The sequence below is a fragment of the Pseudoduganella rhizocola genome, from assembly GCF_045984285.3.
GTDB lineage: Bacteria > Pseudomonadota > Gammaproteobacteria > Burkholderiales > Burkholderiaceae_D > Rugamonas.
Genome location: NZ_JBJQIK030000002.1, coordinates 536552 through 550294, shown reverse-complemented (window position 1 = coordinate 550294; position 13743 = coordinate 536552). Strand labels below are relative to the sequence as shown.

General features: G+C 62.9%; 13 protein-coding genes. 1 reads left to right on the top strand and 12 read right to left on the bottom strand.

The window, feature by feature from the left end; genetic code table 11:
• Positions 1-13: 13 nt before the first annotated feature.
• The 3 genes from folP to ACJRPG_RS06200 all read right to left on the bottom strand — a co-directional run bounded on the left by folP (position 14) and on the right by ACJRPG_RS06200 (position 3609).
• Entirely contained in the window at positions 14-838 is an 825-nt protein-coding gene (folP, locus tag ACJRPG_RS06210) for a dihydropteroate synthase (RefSeq protein ID WP_407999172.1), read from the bottom strand.
• Between the two features lie 67 nt (positions 839-905).
• Positions 906-2789 (bottom strand): ATP-dependent zinc metalloprotease FtsH, encoded by a 1884-nt coding sequence (ftsH, locus tag ACJRPG_RS06205; RefSeq protein WP_407999171.1) that lies wholly within the window; start codon positions 2787-2789, stop codon positions 906-908.
• Between the two features lie 169 nt (positions 2790-2958).
• Positions 2959-3609 carry an RlmE family RNA methyltransferase gene (locus tag ACJRPG_RS06200; protein ID WP_407999170.1) on the bottom strand — a complete coding sequence of 217 codons (651 nt, stop codon included), beginning with the start codon at positions 3607-3609 and terminating at the stop codon, positions 2959-2961.
• Between the two features lie 43 nt (positions 3610-3652).
• Between ACJRPG_RS06200 and yhbY the strand changes: the two genes are divergently transcribed.
• Positions 3653-4117: a ribosome assembly RNA-binding protein YhbY gene (yhbY, locus tag ACJRPG_RS06195; RefSeq protein WP_407999169.1), complete on the top strand. Its 465-nt coding sequence runs from the start codon at positions 3653-3655 to the stop codon at positions 4115-4117.
• Between the two features lie 73 nt (positions 4118-4190).
• Here the strand turns inward: yhbY and ACJRPG_RS06190 are convergent, their stop codons facing one another.
• The 9 genes from ACJRPG_RS06190 to phoB form a co-directional block, all read right to left on the bottom strand.
• Positions 4191-4631, bottom strand: a complete 441-nt coding sequence (locus tag ACJRPG_RS06190; protein ID WP_407999168.1) for a DUF4149 domain-containing protein — start codon at positions 4629-4631, stop codon at positions 4191-4193.
• Complete coding sequence (gene greA, locus ACJRPG_RS06185) at positions 4631-5107, bottom strand: transcription elongation factor GreA (protein ID WP_407999167.1); 477 nt, start codon at positions 5105-5107, stop codon at positions 4631-4633. Before greA ends, ACJRPG_RS06190 begins: the two co-directional genes overlap by 1 nt.
• 94 nt (positions 5108-5201) lie before the next feature.
• The gene (gene carB, locus ACJRPG_RS06180) at positions 5202-8420 is read right to left on the bottom strand and encodes a carbamoyl-phosphate synthase large subunit (RefSeq protein WP_407999166.1); all 3219 of its coding nucleotides are present in this window, start codon (positions 8418-8420) and stop codon (positions 5202-5204) included.
• Complete coding sequence (gene carA, locus ACJRPG_RS06175) at positions 8421-9584, bottom strand: glutamine-hydrolyzing carbamoyl-phosphate synthase small subunit (RefSeq protein ID WP_407999165.1); 1164 nt, start codon at positions 9582-9584, stop codon at positions 8421-8423.
• A 186-nt stretch (positions 9585-9770) separates the two neighbouring features.
• Positions 9771-10172, bottom strand: coding sequence for a GlcG/HbpS family heme-binding protein (locus ACJRPG_RS06170; RefSeq protein ID WP_407999164.1), 402 nt, complete (start codon positions 10170-10172; stop codon positions 9771-9773).
• 22 nt (positions 10173-10194) lie between these two features.
• The gene (locus ACJRPG_RS06165; RefSeq protein WP_407999163.1) at positions 10195-11211 is read right to left on the bottom strand and encodes a patatin-like phospholipase family protein; all 1017 of its coding nucleotides are present in this window, start codon (positions 11209-11211) and stop codon (positions 10195-10197) included.
• A gap of 53 nt (positions 11212-11264) precedes the next feature.
• Positions 11265-11690 (bottom strand): hypothetical protein, encoded by a 426-nt coding sequence (locus ACJRPG_RS06160; protein ID WP_407999162.1) that lies wholly within the window; start codon positions 11688-11690, stop codon positions 11265-11267.
• Between the two features lie 42 nt (positions 11691-11732).
• Entirely contained in the window at positions 11733-13046 is a 1314-nt protein-coding gene (gene phoR, locus ACJRPG_RS06155; RefSeq protein WP_407999161.1) for a phosphate regulon sensor histidine kinase PhoR, read from the bottom strand.
• Positions 13043-13735, bottom strand: a complete 693-nt coding sequence (gene phoB, locus ACJRPG_RS06150; RefSeq protein ID WP_407999160.1) for a phosphate regulon transcriptional regulator PhoB — start codon at positions 13733-13735, stop codon at positions 13043-13045. Before phoB ends, phoR begins: the two co-directional genes overlap by 4 nt.
• Between the last annotated feature and the right edge of the window lie 8 nt (positions 13736-13743).

Here is a 13743-nt window from a genome sequence, read left to right as displayed (position 1 = left end):
TGTCCCTTTATCGTTAATGTGCTGCCTGCCACACCTTGAGCGCGTCCACCGTTTCGGCCACATCGTGCACCCGCACGATCTGCGCGCCATGCGCCACGGCGGCCAGCGCGCCGCCAATGCTGCCCGCCAGGCGCTGCTCCACCGGCTTGCCCGTCACCGCGCCGATCATCGACTTGCGCGACAGGCCGGCCAGCAGCGGCACGCCCAGTTCGGCCACCATCTGGCGGCCTGCCTTGAGTAAAGCGTAATTATGCTCGACGGTCTTGCCAAAGCCAAAGCCCGGATCGATCCACAGGCGACCCCGGTCAATACCGGCCGCCGTCATGGCCTCGATGCGCCCGCGCAGGAAGTCCGTCACCTCGCGCACCACGTCGCCGTACTCCGGCTTCTGCTGCATGGTTGCAGGTTGATCAAGCATGTGCATGATACACAGCGCACAGTCGCTGTCGCGCACCGCTTCGATGGCGCCCTCGGCGCGGAAGCCGTTGATATCGTTGATCATATCCACGCCGGCCAGCACCGCTTCGCGCATCAGCTGCGGCTTGTAGGTATCGACCGAGATGGCCTTGCCACAGTCGCGCAGCGCATACAGCACGGGCATGACGCGGTGCAGCTCATCTTCCAGCGGCACCGGCGGCGCGCCGGGCCGGGTGGATTCGCCGCCCACGTCGATGATGTCCACGCCGTCGCGGATCATCTGCTCCGCGTGCGAAATGGCGTAGTCGAGGGAGGCGAACTGGCCGCCGTCGGAAAAGGAATCGGGCGTCACATTGAGGATGCCCATCACGAGCGCGCGCTGCGCCGGGAAATTGAAGCGGCCGAATGGAATGGTAGGCATGGCGTTCTGAAAACGAAAAGGGCGAGGATTCCTCCTCACCCTTTCTATGCTGATGCGGCGTGCGCTATCAGGCCGGAGCGGTGGCGTTCGGCGAAGCCGATGGGCCGTCGCCGCTCGGCTGCTTGCGCAGCGTGACGCCGGCTTTCGGCGGACGCGGCTCCTGGCCGGCCATGATGTCGTTGATCTGGTCCGCGTCGATGGTTTCCCATTCCAGCAGGGCCTTGGTCATCATTTCGACCTTGTCGCGGTTCTCGTCCAGCAGCTTGCGGGCCAGCGCGTACTGCGAGTCCAGGATGTTGCGGATTTCCGCATCCACCTTCTGCTGGGTCGCTTCCGAGATGGTCTTGTTGGAACCGCCGAGGAAGCCTTCGTTCTGCTCGTCCTCGTACACCATCACGCCCAGCGAATCGGACATGCCGAAGCGCGTCACCATCGAGCGGGCCAGCTTGGTGGCGCGCGAGAAGTCGTTGGCGGCGCCGGTCGACATCTGGCCCACGAACAGCTCTTCCGCGATACGGCCGCCGAACAGGATGGAAATCTCTTCCAGCATCTTGTCCTTGTAGCCGGAGATCTTGTCGTGCTCAGGCAGCTGCCAGGTCAGGCCCAGGGCCCAGCCGCGCGGCATGATCGTTACCTTGTGCACCGGGTCGGCCTTCGGCAGCAGCTTCGCCACCACGGCGTGGCCCGACTCGTGGTATGCCGTGTTGCGGCGTTCCTCTTCGCGGATCACCATGGACTTGCGTTCCGGGCCCATGAAGATCTTGTCCTTCGCGTCCTCGAAGTCCTGCATGTCCACCAGGCGCTTGCTGCGGCGGGCCGCAAACAGGGCTGCCTCGTTGACCAGGTTGGCCAGGTCGGCGCCGGAGAAGCCCGGGGTGCCGCGCGCCAGGATGTCGGCCTTCACGTCGGTGCCGATCGGCACTTTGCGCATGTGCACGTTCAGGATCTGTTCGCGGCCGCGGATATCCGGCAGGCCCACGGACACCTGGCGGTCGAAACGGCCCGGACGCAGCAGCGCCTTGTCCAGCACGTCCGCGCGGTTGGTCGCGGCAATCACGATCACGCCGGAGGAAGCTTCGAAACCGTCCATCTCCACCAGCAGCTGGTTCAGGGTCTGTTCGCGCTCGTCGTTACCGCCGCCCATGCCGGCGCCGCGGTGGCGGCCGACAGCGTCGATCTCGTCGATGAAGATAATGCATGGGGAGTGCTTCTTCGCGTTCTCGAACATGTCGCGCACGCGGCTTGCGCCGACGCCGACGAACATTTCAACGAAGTCCGAACCGGAGATCGAGAAGAAAGGCACTTTCGCTTCGCCAGCAATGGCGCGCGCCAGCAGGGTTTTACCGGTACCCGGAGGACCGACCATCAGCACGCCGCGCGGAATGCGGCCGCCCAGTTTCTGGAACTTGGTCGGGTCTTTCAGGAAGTCCACGATCTCGGTGACTTCCTCTTTCGCTTCGTCGCAGCCTGCCACGTCGGCGAAAGTGACGGTGTTATTCGTTTCATCGAGCATGCGCGCCTTGGACTTGCCGAAGCTGAAGGCCCCGCCCTTGCCGCCGCCCTGCATCTGGCGCATGAAGAAGATCCACACGCCGATCAGCAGCAGCATCGGGAACCAGGACACGAACACCTGCTGCAGGAACGATGGCTCCTCGGGCGGACGCACGTCGAAGCGCACGCCGTTGTCGCGCAGGTCGCCGATCAGGCCGCGGTCGAGATAGGTGGCCGTGGCACGGACGCGCGAGTCGTCGGTACGGGTTGCGGCGATGGTATTGCCTTCGATGACCAGGTCCTTGATGCGCTTAGCCTTGATGTCATCCAGCAGGTCGGAATAAGGGATGGTCTTGCTGCCACCCGCGGTGCCATGGCTGCTGTCGAATTGCTTGAACAGCATGAACAGCAGAAGCGCCACTACCACCCAGATAGCGGATTTGGAAAACATATTATTCACGAAAACTCCTTCGGATGCCTGCGCACCTGTTACCTGTAGCTCGAATCATTTTACTCGCAATAAGCAGGCCGTGCTAAGAAACCTGCCCCAAAGGTGCGGGAAAAGCAGCGAAACACCACCTTTCCGGGCCGATGTGCGGCTTGGATGGCCGAAAACAAGGGTCAGATTATCAATTTTCTACCGGATTTTTCAATCCGCGGCCCAGCAGGAAGATTTCCGAAGATTTATCGCGGCTCGCCTTCGGTTTTTTCTGCGCCACCGTCTTGAATTCACGGCGGAATTTTTCAACGATCTGGGTAAAACCCATGTCCTTGAAACATTTGACCAGCAAGGCGCCGCCGGGTTTCATATGATGTTGAGAAAACTCAATTGCAATGTCGATCAGGTCTTCCATGCGCGCCGCGTCGGCGATGGCAATGCCGGACAGGTTGGGCGCCATGTCGGACAGCACCAGGTCCGCCTTGCGCCCCTGCAGCACGTCGGCCAGCCGGTCGAGCACTTCCTGCTCGCGGAAGTCGCCCTGGATGAAGTGCATGTCGGCGATGGGTTCCATTGGCAAAATATCAAGGCCGATCATGGTGCCGTTGATGCCCCCGTCCTCCCCGCCCGCCAGCTTGCGGCGCACGTACTGGCCCCAGCTGCCGGGGGTGCAGCCCAGGTCCACAATGACCTGGCCGGGCTTGATCAGTTTGGCGTCTTCGTCGATCTCCTTGAGCTTGTACGCGGCCCGCGCGCGGTAGCCGTCCTTCTGGGCCGCCTTCACGTAGGGGTCGTTGATATGGTCGTGCAACCAGTTTTTATTTAATTTGTTCTTTGCCATTCGCGTAGAATACTGCTTTTAAGAGAACCACTGAAAAATCAATATGTTGAACCTGACACCTGTCGAGCGCAGCGCACTGCGCGCCGAAGCGCACGGCCTGAAACCTATCGTCATGATTGGCGAAGCGGGCCTCACCCCCGCCGTGATGAAGGAAATCGAACTGGGCCTGGATTCGCACGGCCTGATCAAGGTCCGCGTTTTCGGCGACGACCGCGAAGCCCGCATCGAAATGTATGAAACCATCTGCGCGGAGCTGGATGCGGCGCCGGTGCAGCACATCGGCAAGCTGCTGGTGCTGTACCGCCCGAAGAAGGAAACCGAGAAGACCGGCAACGCCAAGGCCGGCAAAGGCATGCGCACCGTTACCATCGTCAAGCCCAGCCCAAGCGGCACCAAGAAGCCGACCGTGAGCAAGGTTCTGCTGAAGGGTAATGAACGCGTGACCCAGGGCGGCAATATCAAGCGCGCCAAGAAGCGCCAGACCAGCAGCAAGAAGGCGCTCGCCTAAGTCCGCGGCTCGCCGGAAATTGGGGACAGACCCGGATTTTTGAAATCCGGGTCTGTCCCCAATTTCCGGCAACTCAGTCGGTGACTGAGATCAGCAGCCAAACCGCCAAAAAGCTCTCCACGAGATAGATCACGCTGGACACCCCGTGCAGCAGCCCGAAGCGGCTCTTCACCGCCTCCTCCACCAGCCCGGTCGCCCGCAGCTCCGCCATCATCGGCTGCAGGCCGAAATGCACCGCCACGGTACACAGCAGCATTGCCGCGATAATCGCCAGCACCTTGCGCCGGCGCACCGAACGCCACTCAGGCGTGGCCAGCCACAGCAACAGCATCAGCAGCAGGCCGCACACCAGCGAAGCCATGGCCTGCACATGGAACATGCTGCCCGCAATCGTGCCCGCCAGCGAGCGGTCGCTGAGCGTGGCGAACAGCGTGGGCGCCACCAGGTAGCCCACGGTCCACAGGCTGCCCGCCCAGACCACGGCCACCAGCAGGCGAAGGCGCGCCAGCAGCATCAGACGTAGCGCACTTCGAGGATTTCGTACTCGCGCGGGCCGCTCGGGGCCTGCACTTCCACCACGTCCTCGGCCGACTTGCCGATCAGCGCGCGGGCGATCGGCGAGGTCACGGACACTTTATTCAGCTTGATGTCCGCCTCGTCCACGCCCACGATCTGGTAGCTGACCTTCTGGCCATTCTCCAGGTCTTCCAGGTCCACGGTGGCGCCGAACACCACGCGGCCGTCCGCGTCCAGCGTCGAGGGATCGATGATCTGGGCGCTGCTCAATTTGCCTTCCAGCTCGGCGATGCGGCCTTCGACGAAAGCCTGGCGCTCCTTGGCGGCGTCATATTCTGCGTTTTCCGACAGGTCGCCATGCGAACGGGCTTCGGCGATCGCGTCGATCACAATGCGGCGCTCCTTGGTTTTGAGCTGGTGCAGTTCTTCCTTCAGCAGCTCGGCGCCATATTTGGTCAGTGGAACAGAATTCATGGTTGTCTCTTGATTAAATTTCAAAAAACACAGAGCCCGCGCCAGACTGCGGCGCGGGCTCCGTGATTAAGATCCTGCGTGCTACTCGAGGAGCTTAGTGTAAGGTTTTATGCAGGCCTTGTAAATCGTACACGTGCATCTCGTCCAGATGGCGGATGCCGGCCACCGCCGCCTCAGCGCCCGCAATGGTCGTGTAGGTGGTGACGCGCGCCGCCAGCGACGAAGTGCGGATTGTACGCGAGTCCGAGATCGCGTTGCGTTTCTCTTCAACCGTGTTGATGACGAGGACGATCTCGTGGTTCTTGATCATGTCCACCACGTGCGGACGGCCTTCCAGCACCTTGTTCACCGCCGTTACCGGCAGGCCGGCCGCCGCGATCACCGCTGCCGTGCCCTTGGTGGCGCACAGGGTGAAGCCGGCATCGACCAGGTCGCGCGCCACTTTCACGGCGCGCGGCTTGTCGGCCGCCTTCACGGACAGGAACACCTTGCCGGAGGTCGGCAGCTTCACGCCCGCGCCCAGCTGCGATTTCACGAAGGCTTCCGCGAAGGTCTTGCCCACGCCCATCACTTCACCGGTCGATTTCATCTCAGGGCCGAGGATGGTGTCCACGCCCGGGAATTTCACGAACGGGAACACGGCTTCCTTCACGCTGTAGTAAGGCGGCACCACTTCCTTGGTCACGCCCTGCTCCGCCAGCTTCTGGCCCACCATGCAGCGCGCCGCGATCTTGGCCAGCTGCAGGCCGGTCGCTTTCGACACATACGGCACGGTACGCGATGCGCGCGGGTTCACTTCCAGCACATAGACCACATCCTGCCCATCCTGCTTCTGGATCGCGAACTGCACGTTCATCAGGCCCACCACGTTCAGGCCCTTGGCCATCAGCGAAGTCTGGCGCTTCATTTCGTCGATGGTTTCCTGCGACAGCGAGTAAGGCGGCAGCGAGCAGGCGGAGTCGCCCGAGTGCACGCCGGCCTGTTCGATGTGTTCCATCACGCCGCCGATGAAGGTGGTTTCACCGTCCGAGATGCAGTCCACGTCGCACTCGATGGCGTCGTTCAGGAAGCGGTCCAGCAGCACCGGCGAATCATTCGACACCTTGACCGCTTCGCGCATATAGCGTTCCAGGTCGCGCTGCTCGTGCACGATTTCCATCGCACGGCCGCCCAGCACGTAGGAAGGACGCACCACCAGCGGGTAGCCGATTTCCTGCGCCAGCGCCAGCGCGTCGGCTTCGGTGCGCGCGGTGCGGTTCGGCGGCTGGCGCAGGCCCAGGTCCTGCAGCAGCTTCTGGAAACGCTCGCGGTCTTCGGCAGCGTCGATCATGTCCGGCGAGGTGCCCACGATAGGCACGCCGTTGGCTTCCAGGTCCAGCGCCAGCTTCAGCGGGGTCTGGCCGCCGTATTGCACGATCACGCCGACCGGTTTTTCCAGGTCCACGATTTCCAGCACATCTTCCAGCGTCAGCGGCTCGAAGTACAGGCGGTCGGAGGTATCGTAGTCGGTCGATACGGTTTCAGGGTTGCAGTTGACCATGATGGTCTCGTAGCCGTCTTCGCGCATGGCCAGCGCGGCGTGCACGCAGCAGTAGTCGAATTCGATGCCCTGGCCGATACGGTTCGGGCCACCGCCCAGCACCATGATCTTCTTCTTGTCGGTCGGCGCGGACTCGCACTCCTCGTCATAGGTGGAGTACATATAGGCCGTGTTGGTCGAGAACTCGGCGGCGCAGGTGTCCACGCGCTTGTAGACCGGACGGATATTCAGCTCGCGGCGCTTGTTGCGCACTTCGGTGTCCGTGGTCTGCAGCAGGTAGGCCAGGCGGCGGTCCGAGAAGCCCTTCTGTTTGAGCTTGAACAGCGTGGTGCGGTCCAGGTTTTCCAGCTTCTGGGTATCCAGCCACAGTTCCAGGTCCACGATCTCCTTGATCTGGATGAGGAACCACGGGTCGATGCGGGTCAGGTTGTGCACCTCTTCCAGCGTGAAGCCCTGTGCGAAGGCGTCGCCCACGTACCAGATACGCTCAGGACCAGGCTCGCCCAGTTCCTCTTCCAGCTTCTCGCGGTCCTTGGTCTTTTCGTTCATGCCGTCCACGCCCACTTCCAGGCCGCGCAGGGCTTTCTGGAAGGACTCCTGGAAGGTACGGCCGATGGCCATCACTTCGCCCACGGATTTCATCTGGGTGGTCAGGTGGCTGTCGGCGCTCGGGAATTTCTCGAAGGCGAAACGCGGGATCTTGGTGACGACGTAGTCGATCGAAGGCTCGAAGGACGCAGGCGTCGCGCCGCCGGTGATCTCGTTGCGCAGCTCATCCAGCGTGAAGCCCACGGCCAGCTTGGCCGCCACCTTGGCGATCGGGAAGCCGGTGGCTTTCGAGGCCAGCGCCGAGGAACGCGACACGCGCGGATTCATCTCGATGACGATCATGCGGCCGTCCTTCGGATTGATCGAGAACTGCACGTTGGAGCCGCCGGTATCCACGCCGATCTCGCGCAGCACTGCCAGCGAGGCATTGCGCATGATCTGGTATTCCTTGTCGGTCAGCGTCTGCGCCGGCGCCACGGTGATGGAGTCGCCGGTGTGCACGCCCATCGGGTCCAGGTTTTCGATCGAGCAGATGATGATGCAGTTGTCCGCCTTGTCGCGCACCACTTCCATCTCGTACTCTTTCCAGCCCAGCAGCGATTCCTCGATCAGCAGCTCATTGGTCGGCGAGGCCTCCAGGCCGCGCTTGCAGATCTGCTCGAACTCTTCTTCGTTGTAAGCGATGCCGCCGCCGCTGCCGCCCATGGTGAAGGACGGGCGGATGATGGTCGGGAAACCGACTTCGCGCTGCACGGCCCAGGCTTCGTCCATGGAGTGCGCCACGCCGGACTTGGCGGAGCCGAGGCCGATCCTGGTCATCGCATCCTTGAACTTGGAGCGGTCTTCGGCCTTGTCGATGGCTTCCGGCGTCGCGCCGATCAGTTCAACCTTGTATTTATCCAGCACGCCGTTGCGGTGCAGGTCCAGCGCGCAGTTCAGCGCGGTCTGGCCGCCCATGGTCGGCAGGATGGCGTCCGGCCTTTCCTTGGCGATGATGCGTTCCACCACCTGCCAGGTAATCGGCTCGATGTAGGTCACGTCCGCCATTTCCGGGTCGGTCATGATGGTGGCGGGATTGCTGTTGACGAGGATGACCTTGAAGCCCTCTTCGCGCAGGGCTTTGCAGGCCTGGGCGCCGGAGTAGTCGAATTCGCAGGCCTGGCCGATGATGATCGGGCCGGCGCCAATAATCAGGATGCTTTTAATGTCTGTACGTTTTGGCATTTATTTCTTCTCCGCGGCTTCCATCATCGAGATGAAGCGGTCAAACAGGTAGGCGACGTCGGTAGGACCAGGCGATGCTTCAGGGTGGCCCTGGAAGCAGAAGGCCGGGGTGTCGGTGCGGGCGAAGCCCTGCAGCGAACCGTCGAACAGCGACACGTGGGTGACGCGGCAGTTGGCCGGCAGCGTGGCCGCATCCACGGCGAAACCGTGGTTCTGCGAGGTGATGAGCACCTGCTTGCTGTCCAGGTCCTGCACCGGGTGGTTGGCGCCGTGGTGGCCGAACTTCATCTTCAGCGTCTTCGCGCCGGAAGCGAGGGCCATGATCTGGTGGCCGAGGCAGATGCCGAACACCGGGATCTTCTTCTCCATCAGTTCACGGGTAGCCTTGATCGCGTAATCGCATGGCTCGGGGTCGCCGGGGCCGTTGGCCAGGAAGATGCCGTCCGGGTTCAGGGCCAGCGCATCGGCCGCGGTGGATTCCGCCGGCAGCACGGTCACTTTGCAGCCGCGCTCGGCCAGCATGCGCAGGATATTGCGCTTCACGCCGTAGTCGAAAGCGACCACGTGGAAGCGCGGCTTCTCCTGCTTGCCGTAGCCTTGGCCCAGCTTCCATTCGGTTTCAGTGAACTCGTAAGCGGTCTTGGTGGACACCACCTTGGCCAGGTCCATGCCGCTCAGGCCCGGGAAGGAGCGCGCCAGCTCGACAGCCTGCGCCACGGAAGGCTCGTTGCCCAGCGTGCCGGTGAGGATGGCGCCGCCCTGTGCGCCCTTCTCGCGCAGCAGGCGGGTCAGCTTGCGGGTATCGATGCCGGCGATGGCCACGACATTCTCGGCCTTCAGGTAATCGGACAGGGATTGGGTGGAGCGGAAATTCGATGCCATCAGCGGCAGGTCGCGGATGATGAGGCCTGCGGCGGCCACTTTGGCGGCTTCGACGTCTTCGGTATTGATACCGTAGTTGCCGATATGCGGATAAGTCAGGGTAACGATCTGGCGGGTATAGCTCGGATCGGTCAGGATTTCCTGGTATCCGGTCATGGAGGTATTAAAGACGACTTCACCGGTGGTATGGCCGGCAGCGCCAATAGAATAACCTTTGAAAATAGTTCCGTCAGCGAGGGCCAGGATGGCCGGAACGGCTGGGCCAGCGAAAAATGGCGGCAAGGGCAACTCCGTATAAAGTTACCGTAGCGGCGCCACGTCAGACGACCGGCAGGAATCCCGGCGTGAGGCCAGGTTGCGGTCAGATGATGATGGGTGTGAGTGGTAGGCGCTACGGTAGATGTGATTTGGCTAAACCTTTGAATTATAACCCAAAGGCCGCCTTTTCACAAGCCGTGCGCCTGCTGCTTACAGGGCGGCGATGCCGGCCTTGGCGATCTGCGCGTCTTCGTTGGATTTGACGCCGGAAACGCCCACGGCGCCGATGGTGTGGCCGTCCACCACGATGTTTACGCCGCCCTCAAGCATGCCGTCCAGCTCAGGGGCGCTGAGGAAGGCCACGCGGCCGTTGTTGATGATCTCTTCGTACACGCGCGATTCACGGCGGCCCAGCGCCGAGGTCTTGGCCTTGGCCGGGGCAATGTGCGAGGACAGCGGCGCGGCGCCGTCCAGGCGCTGCAGCCACAGCAGGTGGCCGCCGTCGTCGCAGATGGCGATCGATACGGCCCAGTTATTGGCCAGCGCTTCCGCTTCGGCCGCAGCGGCGATCTTCTTGACGTCGGCCAGGGTGAGGAATGGTTTGGTCTGCATTTGTTCTTGTCCTTATGCGTGGTTATTGAACGGCAGGCGCCTCGCGCCGCACCTTGTTGAGTTTCTGCTTCAGCTGCGCCATCAGCGCCAGCGTGGCCTTCTCGCCCGCCTGCATGGCCCGCGTACGGCTGGCGAAGTCGCTGCTGCCCATATTGCCGAGCGGCGGCTGGATCACGATGTCGGCGTCGCGCAATTCATACTGGTTGATGCGCTGGCCCATGATGCTGAAGGTCTGCATGATGACTTCCAGCGAGGAGATCGCGGCCTGGGCCTCGGTCTGCGTGGAGATATTGACGGCGATGATGAACTCCGCGCCCATCTCTTTCGCAAAACGCACCGGCACCGGCGCCACCAGGCCACCGTCGACATAGGTATGGCTGCCGATGGTAACGGGCTGGAATACGCCGGGCACCGCCGAACTGGCGCGCACCGCCATGCCGGTATTCCCGCGCTGGAACAGGATGGGCTGGCCCGTCTTCAGGTCGGCCGCCACTGCGCCGAAGGGCAGCTTGAGCTTTTCGATCGGGCGGTACTGCACTGCCTTGTTCACATAGGTCTGCAGCGCCTCGCCTTTCAGCACGCCGGAGGACTTGCTGAACAGGGGCAGCGCCCAGTCGGAAATGGCCGCTTCGTCCATCTCGTTGGCCATCTTCTGCAGCGCCGCCGCATTGTTCCCGGCCGCGTACATGGCGCCCACCACGCTGCCCGCGCTGGTGCCGACCACGATGTCCGGCACGATGCCGTTGGCTTCCAGCGCCTTGATCACGCCGATGTGGGCAAAGCCGCGCGCGGCGCCGCCTCCCAGGGCGAGACCGATCTTCACCTTGCGCAGCACTGGCGCAGGGGGCGGCAGGTTGGTGGGGGTGTTATCACCGAGCGCCGGAGGAATCACGGGCGGCGCCGCCGGAGTGCCGTCGGGAGCCGTGGTGGTGGCGCCGGGCGTAAGGACAGGCGGCGTGCTCCGGGTGGCGGGGGTGCTGCCACATCCGGCCAGCGCAGCGGCGGCCAGGACGGCAAGAATCAAACGGTTTAAATGCATGGGTCAATCTGCTCAGTTGAACCGCGGATTGTACCGTATGCGCCGGTCCGGCATCACCACCCGGCTCCGGCTTCCTGCGGGAACAGCATGTCCGACAGGAAGATACCCAGCACGAAGGCCACCACATGCAGCAGGACGATAATCGCGAATTTCAGCAGCACCCTGCCCTTGCTGCGCGCTTTGTCCCACCACAGCACGTAATAGAGGATGGTCAAGAAACCCAGCACGATCACAAGGATGTTGAGTACTCGGGGCCTGTGGATGCCGCGCTCGATCGCATCCGTGCGGTACCAGAGGTACATGAAGAAGTTATCGAACAGCATATAGGCCATGTCGGCCGGCCCGAACAGCGGGCCGCCCTCATTGCCGGTATTCAGGACACTGCCGAGGATATTTGCCAGGAGCGAGGTGACGATGTACGCAAACTGGATGCCGCGCGCGGTATTGAGACGGGCGCGGAAGGCCGTTAGATTTCCCATCGGCAAATACTAACAGATGGCCGCCCCCGGCGGCCGGGAAGTTCAGGCCGTGAGCGCTGCCGCTTGAGGAGCCCAGGCCAGGGACTTGGGCAGGTTGACCGTGAAGGTACTGCCCTGCCCCGGCTCCGAGGTAATGGTCAGCGTGCCGCTATGCCGCAGCAGCACATGCTTGACGATGGCCAGGCCGAGGCCCGTGCCCTGCGTTTCGCGCGAACGGCTCTTGTCCACGCGGTAGAAGCGCTCCGTCAGGCGCGAGATGTGCTCGGGGCTGATGCCGATGCCGCTGTCCTGCACCACGAAGCGCACGCCCTTGTCCGTATCTTCCCAGCGCAGGAAGATCTTGCCGCCCGCCGGCGTGTAGCGCACGGCATTCGAGGCCAGGTTGCCGAAGGCGCTGTACAGCTCTTCGTAGGCGCCCATCACGTCGCCGCCCGCCACTTCCAGCGAGATGTCGTGCTTGCCGGCGGACAGGCCCTGCGAGTCGCGCAGGATCTGCTCCATCATCTTGCGGATGTCCACGTGCTCCGGGCGCATCGGATGGTCCACCGATTCAAGGCGCGACAGCGTGAGCATGTCCTCGATCAGGTTCTGCATGCGGTGGCCCTGCTCCATCATCAGCTTCAGGTGCGCTTCGCGCGTCTTCGCATCGAGCTGCTCGGATGCGGCGATTTCGAGGAAGCCCACGATCACGGTCAGCGGCGTGCGCAGCTCGTGCGAGGCGTTGGCGATGAAGTCGCGCCGCATCATTTCGGCACGCTGCGTTTCCGTCACGTCGTGCGTGACCAGGATCTGGCGCCGGTTTTCGAAGGGGATGATGTGGACGATCAGCTTGCGGCCGCGGAAGCTCAGCGTCAGCGGCTGGTCGTAGCGCCCCAGGATCAGGTAGTCCATGAAATCCGGGCTGCGCACCAGGTTGGTCACGCGCATGCCCTTGTCGCGGTCATGGCGCAGGCCCAGATGCTCTTCGGCCGCCGGGTTGCACCATTCGAGGAACAGCACGTCGTCCATGATGACGACGCCGTCCGGCAGCAAATGCATGGCCTGGCGGAAGCGGGCCAGCCATTCGGTCAGTTCGGCCTGGTTTTTTTCATCGTCGCGCCGCAGGCGGTAGAGACGGGAGAAAATGCCGGTCCACGCGCCCCAGCCGTCCGGCAGCTTGCTGCTCTGCGGGTGATCGAGCCAGCCGCTCAGCTGGAACAGGTAGTTGAGCTGAACCACCAGCATGGCCACCAGCGCAAGCATGCCCACCACCAGCGCGGACACCGCATCGAACCACCACCACAACAAGCCGACGCCGCCCAGCAGGAGCCCCATCCTCAGGGCCACGGGCACCCAGAACAGCAGTTTCGGGCTCATGTTTTCTCGGACAGCATGTAGCCGACGCTGCGCACCGTCTTGATCAGGTGCTCGGCTTCCTTCAGCGCCTTGCGCAGGCGCAGCACATGCACGTCCACGGTCCGCTCCTCGATCACCACGTGGTCGCCCCACACCTTGTCCAGCAGCTGGCTGCGCGAGAACACACGCTCGGGGTGGGCCAGGAAGAACTTGAGCAGCTTGTATTCCGCATGGCCGATATCGATCTTGTTCTCGCCCATCGAAACCGTGCAGCTCACCGGATCCAGCGTGATCGGGCCCGCGCGCATGGCCGTATCGGCATGCTCCGGCGTCTTGCGGCGGAGCAGCGCACGCGCGCGCGCCAGCAGCTCGCGCGGCGAAAAAGGCTTGGTGATGTAGTCGTCGGCGCCGCTGTTCAGGCCCGCCAGCTTGTCCTCTTCCATGCTCTTTGCCGTCAGCATGATAATCGGGATATCGGCGAAATTGCGGTCGCCGCGGATGCGGGCCAGCAGGCGCAGGCCGCTCTGGTCGGGCAGCATCCAGTCCAGCAGGATCAGCTGCGGGGTGCGCTGGTGGATGAAATCCCAGGCCTCCTGCGTGCTCTGCACGGCGCAGCAGTTCCAGCCCGCGTCGCGCAGCGAGAAAGTGACCAGTTCTACAATGGCCGGTTCGTCTTCAACAATCAGTACAGTCGTTTTGTCGGATGCCATGCTGCTAT

What these genes read in the sequence shown, in the direction of transcription:
- ACJRPG_RS06160 (WP_407999162.1), bottom strand. Translation starts at nt 11,690, where the DNA reads ATGGGAAATCTAACGGCCTTCCGCGCCCGTCTCAATACCGCGCGCGGC.
- carB (WP_407999166.1), bottom strand. Translation starts at nt 8,420, where the DNA reads ATGCCAAAACGTACAGACATTAAAAGCATCCTGATTATTGGCGCCGGC.
- phoR (WP_407999161.1), bottom strand. Translation starts at nt 13,046, where the DNA reads ATGAGCCCGAAACTGCTGTTCTGGGTGCCCGTGGCCCTGAGGATGGGG.
- ACJRPG_RS06190 (WP_407999168.1), bottom strand. Translation starts at nt 4,631, where the DNA reads ATGCTGCTGGCGCGCCTTCGCCTGCTGGTGGCCGTGGTCTGGGCGGGC.
- greA (WP_407999167.1), bottom strand. Translation starts at nt 5,107, where the DNA reads ATGAATTCTGTTCCACTGACCAAATATGGCGCCGAGCTGCTGAAGGAA.
- folP (WP_407999172.1), bottom strand. Translation starts at nt 838, where the DNA reads ATGCCTACCATTCCATTCGGCCGCTTCAATTTCCCGGCGCAGCGCGCG.
- yhbY (WP_407999169.1), top strand. Translation starts at nt 3,653, where the DNA reads ATGTTGAACCTGACACCTGTCGAGCGCAGCGCACTGCGCGCCGAAGCG.
- ACJRPG_RS06170 (WP_407999164.1), bottom strand. Translation starts at nt 10,172, where the DNA reads ATGCAGACCAAACCATTCCTCACCCTGGCCGACGTCAAGAAGATCGCC.
- ACJRPG_RS06165 (WP_407999163.1), bottom strand. Translation starts at nt 11,211, where the DNA reads ATGCATTTAAACCGTTTGATTCTTGCCGTCCTGGCCGCCGCTGCGCTG.
- ACJRPG_RS06200 (WP_407999170.1), bottom strand. Translation starts at nt 3,609, where the DNA reads ATGGCAAAGAACAAATTAAATAAAAACTGGTTGCACGACCATATCAAC.
- phoB (WP_407999160.1), bottom strand. Translation starts at nt 13,735, where the DNA reads ATGGCATCCGACAAAACGACTGTACTGATTGTTGAAGACGAACCGGCC.